This window comes from Protofrankia symbiont of Coriaria myrtifolia, assembly GCF_900634755.1.
GTDB lineage: Bacteria > Actinomycetota > Actinomycetes > Frankiales > Frankiaceae > Protofrankia > Protofrankia coriariae.
The window spans coordinates 1-8,172 of sequence record NZ_CAAAFS010000283.1; the positions used below are offsets into that span (position 1 = coordinate 1).

At 69.9% G+C, this 8,172-nt stretch carries 8 protein-coding genes and 1 pseudogene; 5 read left to right on the forward strand and 4 right to left on the reverse strand.

Going from position 1 to position 8,172, the window contains the following annotated elements; translation table 11 throughout:
• Nucleotides 1–181 precede the first annotated feature (181 nt).
• The gene (locus tag CM1CMNOD_RS15675; RefSeq protein WP_013874574.1) at nucleotides 182–1,099 is read left to right on the forward strand and encodes an NADP-dependent oxidoreductase; all 918 of its coding nucleotides are present in this window, start codon (nucleotides 182–184) and stop codon (nucleotides 1,097–1,099) included.
• A gap of 514 nt (nucleotides 1,100–1,613) precedes the next feature.
• Here CM1CMNOD_RS15675 and CM1CMNOD_RS15680 read toward each other — a convergent pair.
• The 4 genes and pseudogenes from CM1CMNOD_RS15680 to CM1CMNOD_RS15695 all read right to left on the reverse strand — a co-directional run.
• Nucleotides 1,614–2,022, reverse strand: a pseudogene (locus tag CM1CMNOD_RS15680) (hypothetical protein); the annotation flags it as partial.
• A 423-nt stretch (nucleotides 2,023–2,445) separates the two neighbouring features.
• Nucleotides 2,446–2,625, reverse strand: a complete 180-nt coding sequence (locus CM1CMNOD_RS15685; RefSeq protein ID WP_131772742.1) for a hypothetical protein — start codon at nucleotides 2,623–2,625, stop codon at nucleotides 2,446–2,448.
• A 97-nt stretch (nucleotides 2,626–2,722) separates the two neighbouring features.
• Nucleotides 2,723–3,430, reverse strand: a complete 708-nt coding sequence (locus CM1CMNOD_RS15690) for a cation transporter (RefSeq protein WP_013874575.1) — start codon at nucleotides 3,428–3,430, stop codon at nucleotides 2,723–2,725.
• On the reverse strand, nucleotides 3,430–3,765 hold the full coding sequence (locus CM1CMNOD_RS15695; RefSeq protein ID WP_013874576.1) for an ArsR/SmtB family transcription factor: 336 nt from the start codon (nucleotides 3,763–3,765) through the stop codon (nucleotides 3,430–3,432). The genes CM1CMNOD_RS15690 and CM1CMNOD_RS15695 overlap by 1 nt, the downstream gene beginning before the upstream one ends.
• 727 nt (nucleotides 3,766–4,492) lie before the next feature.
• Here CM1CMNOD_RS15695 and CM1CMNOD_RS15700 point away from each other — a divergent pair.
• The 4 genes from CM1CMNOD_RS15700 to CM1CMNOD_RS15715 are packed head-to-tail and all read left to right on the forward strand — an operon-like array spanning nucleotide 4,493 to nucleotide 8,121.
• A complete protein-coding gene (locus tag CM1CMNOD_RS15700; protein WP_013874577.1) occupies nucleotides 4,493–5,452 on the forward strand; it encodes a metal ABC transporter solute-binding protein, Zn/Mn family in 960 nt (319 codons plus the stop codon).
• A 4-nt stretch (nucleotides 5,453–5,456) separates the two neighbouring features.
• The gene (locus CM1CMNOD_RS15705; RefSeq protein WP_013874578.1) at nucleotides 5,457–6,368 is read left to right on the forward strand and encodes a metal ABC transporter ATP-binding protein; all 912 of its coding nucleotides are present in this window, start codon (nucleotides 5,457–5,459) and stop codon (nucleotides 6,366–6,368) included.
• Nucleotides 6,365–7,285, forward strand: a complete 921-nt coding sequence (locus CM1CMNOD_RS15710) for a metal ABC transporter permease (RefSeq protein WP_013874579.1) — start codon at nucleotides 6,365–6,367, stop codon at nucleotides 7,283–7,285. Before CM1CMNOD_RS15705 ends, CM1CMNOD_RS15710 begins: the two co-directional genes overlap by 4 nt.
• Nucleotides 7,282–8,121, forward strand: coding sequence for a metal ABC transporter permease (locus tag CM1CMNOD_RS15715; protein ID WP_013874580.1), 840 nt, complete (start codon nucleotides 7,282–7,284; stop codon nucleotides 8,119–8,121). Before CM1CMNOD_RS15710 ends, CM1CMNOD_RS15715 begins: the two co-directional genes overlap by 4 nt.
• Nucleotides 8,122–8,172 lie beyond the last annotated feature (51 nt).

Here is an 8,172-nt window from a genome sequence, read left to right on the forward strand (position 1 = left end):
GCCCCCACCCCCGGCCCCGGTCGGCACAGACGCCCAGCCGAACACCCCTGATCCACCGACGACACCGGTGATCCACTGACGATCTCCGCGTCGACAGTCGTTGAATCGCGCGAGTGAGGGAACAGACGATCGTGACAAACGAGGGAAGACAACGAGGACGGACACGACGAAGGAGCTGGCGATGCCGCGAGCTGTCCGGTTCGACGGGTACGGCGGGACAGAGAAACTGCGGGTGGTGGACGTGCCGCGGCCGGCACCCGGGGCGGGTGAGGTCCTTGTCCGGGTGAAGGCCGCCGGGATCAATCCCGGCGAGGCGAAGATCCGCGAGGGACTGCTGCACGGCCGGGGGCCGGCGACGTTCCCCTCGGGGCAGGGCAGCGATCTGGCCGGGGTCGTCGAGGAGACCGGCCCCGGGGTGACCGGCTTCTCCGTCGGAGACGAGGTCCTCGGGTTCACCAACCGGCGGGCCAGCCACGCCGAGTATGTGGTGGTGGAGGCGCACAACCTCACGGCGAAGCCGGAGAAGGTCTCCTGGGAGGTCGCCGGATCACTGTTCGTGGCCGGGACGACAGCGTACGCCGCGGTGCGCGCGGTCTCGCCGCGCCACGGTGACACGGTGGTCGTCTCCGGCGCCGCGGGCGGGGTGGGGTCGATCGCCGTGCAGCTCGCCAGGCTCGCTGGCGGGCGCGTGGTCGGGATCGCCGGGCCGGCCAACCATGCCTGGCTCGCCGACCACGGGGTGAGCCCGGTCGCCTACGGGGACGGCGTCGCCGACCGCGTCCGGCAGGTGGCGGACCATGTCGACGCCTTCATCGACACGTTCGGCCAGGGCTACGTGGACCTGGCGCTCGAGCTCGGGGTGGCCCCCGACCGGATCGACACCATCGCCGACTTCGACGCGGTCGGCCGGCACGGGGTGAAGGCGGACGGCAGCGCGGCGGCGGCCAGCACCGGCGTCCTCGCCGAACTGGCACAACTGGTGGCCGACGGCCGCCTGGAGGTCCCGATCGCCGGCACCTACCCGCTGGCCGACGTCCAGGACGCCTTCCGCGAACTCGAACGCGGCCACACCCGAGGCAAGATCGTCCTCATCCCCTGACAACTCGTTTCCCGACAACCGGCCAAGGTGCCCATGCCAGTCACCGACCGGGCAGCGTGATGCCAACGATCTACCGATCGATATACCTATCGCCAGGAAAGTACTTGCGTCGGTGTCGGCGTGATGCTGTCGGGCCTCAGAGCCGGATGTGCTGCGGCGCGGTGTCAGCCCGCATGACTTCGCCGAAGGTCGCGGTTGCGGGGAACACGATGCCGCCGTACTCGATGCCGCCGTAGGTGTCGCCGCCTGCCTCGCTGGCGTGGAGGGCGTTCGCGGATTCCTCAGATGCGCCGCGGAGAATCTGCTCTACCGTCCTGGGCACTGGGAGCGATTCGGCGGCGGCGGCCGGCCAGACGGTCTCGATCGTTACCGGCCATCCAGGTGAGATCGGCAACGGTATCCCGAGATCCGCCGAAATTTCCGCGCTGGCAGCCACGGAGCCCGGCTGGAGAAGCCCGGGGCTGGAAGGCACAGCCCGAGGTGCAGGCAGATCGCGGCTATCGTCAGGCTCGATACGGTCGATGCGGCTGATGAGGAGCAGGTCGACGGGGGTGAGGTGTTCGCGGTCGTCGAGGTCGATGAGGTTGTGGATGCTGGTGCCGTAGGCCTCGGCGAGCACGTTGAGGAGCTGGGGTGTGGGCCGGCAGCGGTCGTTCGGCAGCGGCCAGTTCTCCGGTTCCGACAGCTTCGGGGCGGTCATGGGGGCGGTGCCCGTGGGGGTCGAGGCCGGTGCGGGCGGCGTGGGCGTTGATGTGGTTGGCGGCCTGCATCTGGGTCCAACCGTGCGCGACCCGGTGCGCGGCGCGGGGGCGCAGCTTGTAGCGGCGGGCAAACTCGATCGCGATCTCATCGTGGGACATGCCGACCGCGCGCATCCGCGCCCGCAGCTCGTCCTGCTCCGCCCGCTGGCTCGCCCTACTCACGCCGCGTCCCCTCCGGGCCTTTCGCCGGACCGCCGTCGACCCGCCATGTCGGGAACGTGCAGACCATCGCCAGAGTAACGGGCCCCCATTCGCGGGCCGGGGCCGACGGCCGAACCTGCGCCGCGCCAGCCATCTCATGATCGCTCGGCTCGGAGGATGTGTCTGACTACTCGGCGCGCCGGCCGGCGCTTTCGCCTGCGAGACGCGCTCCGAGGCCAATGATCACTCCGTTGCGGGGTGGCGCCACTGGAGACACGTTCCATCAGACAGGGCACGACCATGATGATCGCTTGGCGTGGTGGTGTACGTCATTCCCCGCGGGCCGAATGTTTCCTTCGTAGCGTCATCGCCGGGCTGAGCTGCGGAAACGGCATGAGGTCCTGCGATCTGTTCGGGGCTGGAGGGTCCATCTGTTCGCACGTGTCAGACCGCTTGGTGCTCGTGGATACCGCTGCCCGGTCGCGGGGCACTCCCAGCCGTCGGTGCCCGTAGCGGGTTGGCGTGCCAGCACTGCGGATGCAGGATCAAGGCGGCTGCGTCGACCTGGGCGCGAACCTCGTCCAGTTCCAGCCTGAGTTGTGCCGCCTGGTCGTAGCTGTCCAAGGCCCCGCTCCGACCTTGCCTCCGGCAAGCACCCGACGCTGTCGGCAATGGCATTCCGACGGCGCTTCCCCGAACTCTGCGGGTCGCGTTGTTCTGGTCAGGTGCAGCAGTCGCAGCCGGGCGCGCATCCGCAGGCGTCGACGGTGCCACCCAGGTCGACGGGGGTGGGCAGGACCGGGCAGCAGGTGTCTCCCGCCCAGGCGTTACGGCCTTCTTTGACGGCGATGACGGCGATCACCAGGGCAGTGATCGGGTCGGTCCAGGCCCAGTCGAGGGTGGCGTTGGCGGTCAGGCCGATCAGGAGCACGGCGGACAGGTAGGTGCACAGCAGGGTCTGTTTGGAGTCCGCGATGGCGGAGGCGGAGCCGAGTTCCCGGCCGGCGCGGCGTTGGGCGGTGGACAGGAATGGCATGACGGCCAGGGACAGCGCGGCGAGGACGATCCCGGGTAGGGATCCGTCCGCCTTCCCGGTTCCGGCGAGCATCCGGACCGCGTCGACGGTGGCATAGGCGGCGAGCGCGAAGAACGACACCGCGATGATCCGCAGGGTGGTCTTCTCCCGGGCCTGGCGCGAGGTGTGGTCGGTGGCGGAGAACTGCCAGGCGACCGCGGTGGCGGAGGAGACCTCGATGACCGAGTCCAGACCGAAACCGATCAGTGCGGTCGAGGACGCGATTGTGCCCAGGGTGAGGGCGACTACGGCCTCGATGACGTTGTAGGTGATCGTCGCGGCGACGAGGAACCGGATCCTGCGGGTGAGAGCTGTCCGGCGGGCAGGGGAGGGGCTGAGGGTCAGCTGGGACATCAGCAGCAGCCCTTGTCCTCGGTGTCGGGGCAGGCGCGGTCAGCCGCGACCGCGAGGACTGCGGTGCACAGGACGTCGAGGGCCTCACCCAGGCGGGGGTCGGTCAGTTCGTAGCGGGTGCGGCGGCCGACAGGGACGGCGACGACTAGACCGCAGCCACGCAGGCAGGCCAGATGGTTCGACAGGCGGCTTCGGGAGATGCCCAGCTGTTCGGCTAGGTCGGCGGGGTGGGCTGGAGCGTCGCGCAGGGCGAGTAGGAGCCGGGCGCGGATCGGGTCGGCCAGGGCGCGGCCGAACCGGGCAAGGATCCCGATATCGTGGGCTACGGTCAGCACGGCTTCACAGTACAGATAATCCTGAACTCAGACATAGCTGAACTAGAGGCAGCGCGGGCTGGTTGCGTTCATCTCGTGGCAGTGCAGAGTCCGGTCCGATCAACCGCCCGCCGACCTGGCACGAGGATGCCAAAGTCGCTGAACCGGCCTCTATCGGCATCACCCACCGTGGCCGGCCACCGTCCGCGTATGGAGCCGCATCCCACCGGTAGCGCCATCGGCAACCTCGGTGAGAATCGGGCACCTGGAACCGCATCGACCAGCCGTCCACGGCGATCGAGGAACTGCCGGCGCGACTCGAGGCGGAGACGCGCCTTTTTCGCCGCCAGTGTGACCGGCTGGCGACCATCCCCGGCGTCGGCCGGCACACGGCCGAAGTCATCACGCGGACCGCCGGCCTGTGCGCCGCTGCCGGCGTACTCCACTGGCTCTTCCAGCGGCGCCGAAGACGACCGCGGCGCCGATAACGGCGGGCAGCTGCAGGTCGGGCGCGGCTCTGTCGAGACCACGGTAGCCCGCCAGCACGGTGCGGGAGCGCGGCGATCCGACTGGTCGGCACCGCCGCATGGCTGGCGGCGACTCGGTGGCGAGGATGCGTGCTCCCGGCACGGTGAAGGCGATTACCACACCTATCAACTTGTAATGGTTTCCATTACCATCTACGTTGATGAAAATGGATCCCAGTACGGATGGTGGGTCCGGTCGGCTGACGAGCGGGGAGACCGTGGTGGATGGTGCGAGGCTGGTCGCGGTGCGGCGGTGGCGGGTCCGGCGCGGTCTGGGGGTGGTGGCCGCCGGTGTGGTGATAGTCGTGGCCGCGTGTGGGACGTCCTCGTCGGGGGATTCTGGGAGCGCTGGCGGTGGTGGCGGGAAGATCGCGGTGGTGGCGGCGGAGAACTTCTGGGGCAGTATCGCCGCCCAGCTCGGGGGTGATCGGGTTGCGGTCACCAGCATCATCGACAATCCCGACGCCGATCCGCACGACTACGAGCCGATTCCGGCGGACGGCCGGGCGATCGCCGGCGCGCGGCTGTTCATCGACAACGGAGTCGGCTACGACCCGTGGGCGGGCCGGCTGGCGGCGGCGAACCCGGCGGACGGGCGCACTACGCTGACCGTCGGTGAGCTGGTCGGCGCGAAGGACGGGGACAACCCGCACCGCTGGTACAACCCGGGGGACGTCACGAGGGTGATCGACGAGGTCACCGCGGACTACAAGAAGATCGACCCGGCGGACGCGGGCTACTTCGACCGGCAACGGGCGTCGTTCACCGCGACGGCGCTGAAGCCGTACACCGATCTCATCGCGTCGATCAAGACGACGTACGCCGGGACACCGGTCGGGGCGTCGGAGAGCATCTTCGAGATGCTGTCTCCGGCTCTCGGGTTGGACCTGCTGACCCCGCCGGCCTTCCTGCGCGCGATCTCGGAGGGCGCCGATCCGACCGCCGCGGACAAGACCACCATCGACGATCAGATCAGGACCGGGAAGATCAAGGTCTATGTGTACAACAGCCAGAACTCCACCCCGGACGTGCAACGGCAGGTCGAGGAGGCGAAGGCGGCCAAGATCCCGGTGACCGCTATCACCGAGACCCTCACCCCGGCCGGCGCGTCTTTCCAGGATTGGCAGGTCGCCCAGCTGACAAGCCTGCGGACGGCGCTGGCGCAGGCAACCGGAAAGTGACGCGATGACGGTGCGCACACGATCCGCTCAGGTGGCCGTCGACGCCGTCGGCACAGTCCTGCCCGCTGGCACCGACCGGCCGACCGCGGTGAACACAGCGGCGGTGTTGTTCCGGAACGCCGCGGTCCGCTTGGGTGGGCGGCTGGTGTGGAGCGGGGTGGATGTCGAGGTCGCCGCCGGAGAGTTCGTCGCGGTTCTCGGGCCCAACGGGGTCGGTAAGTCCACCCTGCTTAAGGCGGCTCTGGGCCTGCTGCCGCTGTCCGCGGGGCGGGCGGTGGTGCTGGGTCGGCCTCCCGGGCGGGCCCGCGCCGAGATCGGGTACCTGCCGCAGCGACGCAGCTTCGACCCGTCGGTACGGATCCGCGGGATCGATGTCGTCCGCCTCGGTGTCGACGGCCACCGGTGGGGTCTACCTCTACCCGGCGGGGAGCGCAGCCGGGCAGCAGGGCGGCGCGTGGTCGAACTCGTCGCGCTGGTCGGCGCCACCGGCTACGCTCACCAGCCGATCGGCCGGCTCTCCGGTGGGGAGCAGCAGCGGCTTCTGATCGCCCAAGCGCTCGCCCGCCGGCCCCGGATCCTGCTCCTCGATGAACCGTTGGACAGCTTGGACCTGCACAACGCCGCCGCGGTCGCGGCACTGATCCGCACTATCTGCCAGACGGCGGGGGTGACCGTGCTGATGGTCGCCCATGACGTCAACCCGATCCTGTCCAGCCTCGACCGGGTCATCTACCTCGCCGGCGGCGGCGCGGTGTCGGGCTCTCCCACCGAGGTCATCACCAGCGCGACGTTGAGCCGGCTCTACCAGACCCCCATCGAGGTACTGGCCACCTCGGATGGGCGGCTGGTCGTCGTCGGCCAACCCGAACCGCCCGCGGCGCACACCGACCGCCACGACGGGACCGGCCACTCATGATCGCCGCTGCCACGGCCGACGCGGCCCTGTCGTGGAACCTGGTCCGCGATGTCCGACAGATGTTCGCCTACCCGTTCATGGTGAACGCGTTCCGGGCCGGGACCGTCGTCGCGGTCACCGCCGGGGCGACCGGCTGGTTCATGGTCCTGCGCCGTCAGACGTTCGCCGGCCACACCCTGGCCGTGGCCGGTTTTCCGGGCGCGGCCGGCGCGATCTGGCTCGGCCTGGGCGCGACCTACGGCTACTTCGCTTTCTGCCTGACCGCGGCGCTTCTCATCGCGGCCATCCCCACCGCGGGCGGAGCCACCGCGGGGCGGGCCGCGGAGTCGGCCACCGTCGGTACCGTGCAGGCGTTCGCGCTGGCCTGCGGGTTTCTGTTCGTCAGCCTGTACAAGGGATTCCTCGGCGGGGTGAACGCGCTGTTGTTCGGCAGCTTTTTGGGGATCACCGATGGCATGGTCCTGACCCTGACCGCCGTCGCCGTGGCGGTCCTGGCGGTGCTGGCGGTGCTCGGGCGGCCGTTGCTGTTCGCCTCCCTCGATCCGGCCGTGGCGGCCGCCGCCGGGGTGCCCGTGCGGGCCCTGTCGGTGGCCTTCCTGATCGTGCTCGGGAGCACCGCAGCGGAGGTCAGCCAGATCACCGGCACCCTCCTCGTCTTCACCCTGCTGGTCATCCCCGCGGCGACCGCACAGATCCTCACCCCTCGGCCGGCGCTCAGCCTTGCCCTCACCGTGCTGTTCGGGCTGCTGGTCACCTGGGCCGGGCTGACCGTGGCCTACTACTCGCCGTACCCGATCGGCTTTTTCATCACCAGCTTCGCCTTCGGTCTGTACCTGCTCGCCCGCCTCGCCGTTCACGCGCACGACCTGCTCGGCCGGACCGCCCGCACCTCCCATCCCGCACAGGCGGCGGCATGACCGCGGAGACGGCGGACACCGGACTGACCGCGATGTTCGACCACCCGTTCATGCAGCACGCCTTCATCGCCGGAACAGGGATCGCCTTGGCGGCGGGACTCGTCGGCTATTTCCTCGTCCTGCGTGCGCAGGTCTTCACCGCCGACGCGTTGTCCCATGTGGCGTTCACCGGCGCGCTCGCCGCCCTGGCCACCGGGGTCGACGCCCGCATCGGCCTGTTCGCCGCCACCATCACCGTCGGGTTCGCCCTCGGTGCTCTCGGCTCCCGCGGCCACGCCGACGACGTCGTCATCGGCAGCGTGTTCGCCTGGATCCTTGGTCTCGGCGTGCTCTTCCTCACCCTGTACACAACCCACCGCAGCAGCGGCAACGGCACCGCCGGCGTCACCGTCCTGTTCGGCTCGATCTTCGGATTGGACGCCTCCCACGCCTGGGAAGCCGCCGTGCTCGCCGCCCTGCTCTGCCTCGCCGTCATCGTGATCGGGCGTCCCCTGCTGTTCGCGAGCCTGGACCAGGCGGTCGCCGCCGCCCGCGGTGTCCCCGTCCGCCTCCTCGGTGTCGGGTTCCTCGGCCTGGTCGGGGCGACCGCGGCCGAGGCCACCCAGGCCGTCGGCGCGCTCCTGCTCCTCGGTCTGCTCGCCGCACCCGCCGGCACTGCCCAACGGCTCACCACCCGCCCCTACCCCGGCATGTGGATCTCCACCTCGGTCGCGGTAGCCGTGACCTGGGCTGGCCTGACCATCAGCTACCTCGCCCCGCGGATCCCCCCGAGCTTCGCCATCCTCTGGAGTGATCCCGCTTCCGTGGACAGCGAACCTGAGGTTCGCTGTCCATAGGGAAGGAGCGTCATGGGGTCAGCTCGCCGGAAGTTCACCCAGGAGTACAAA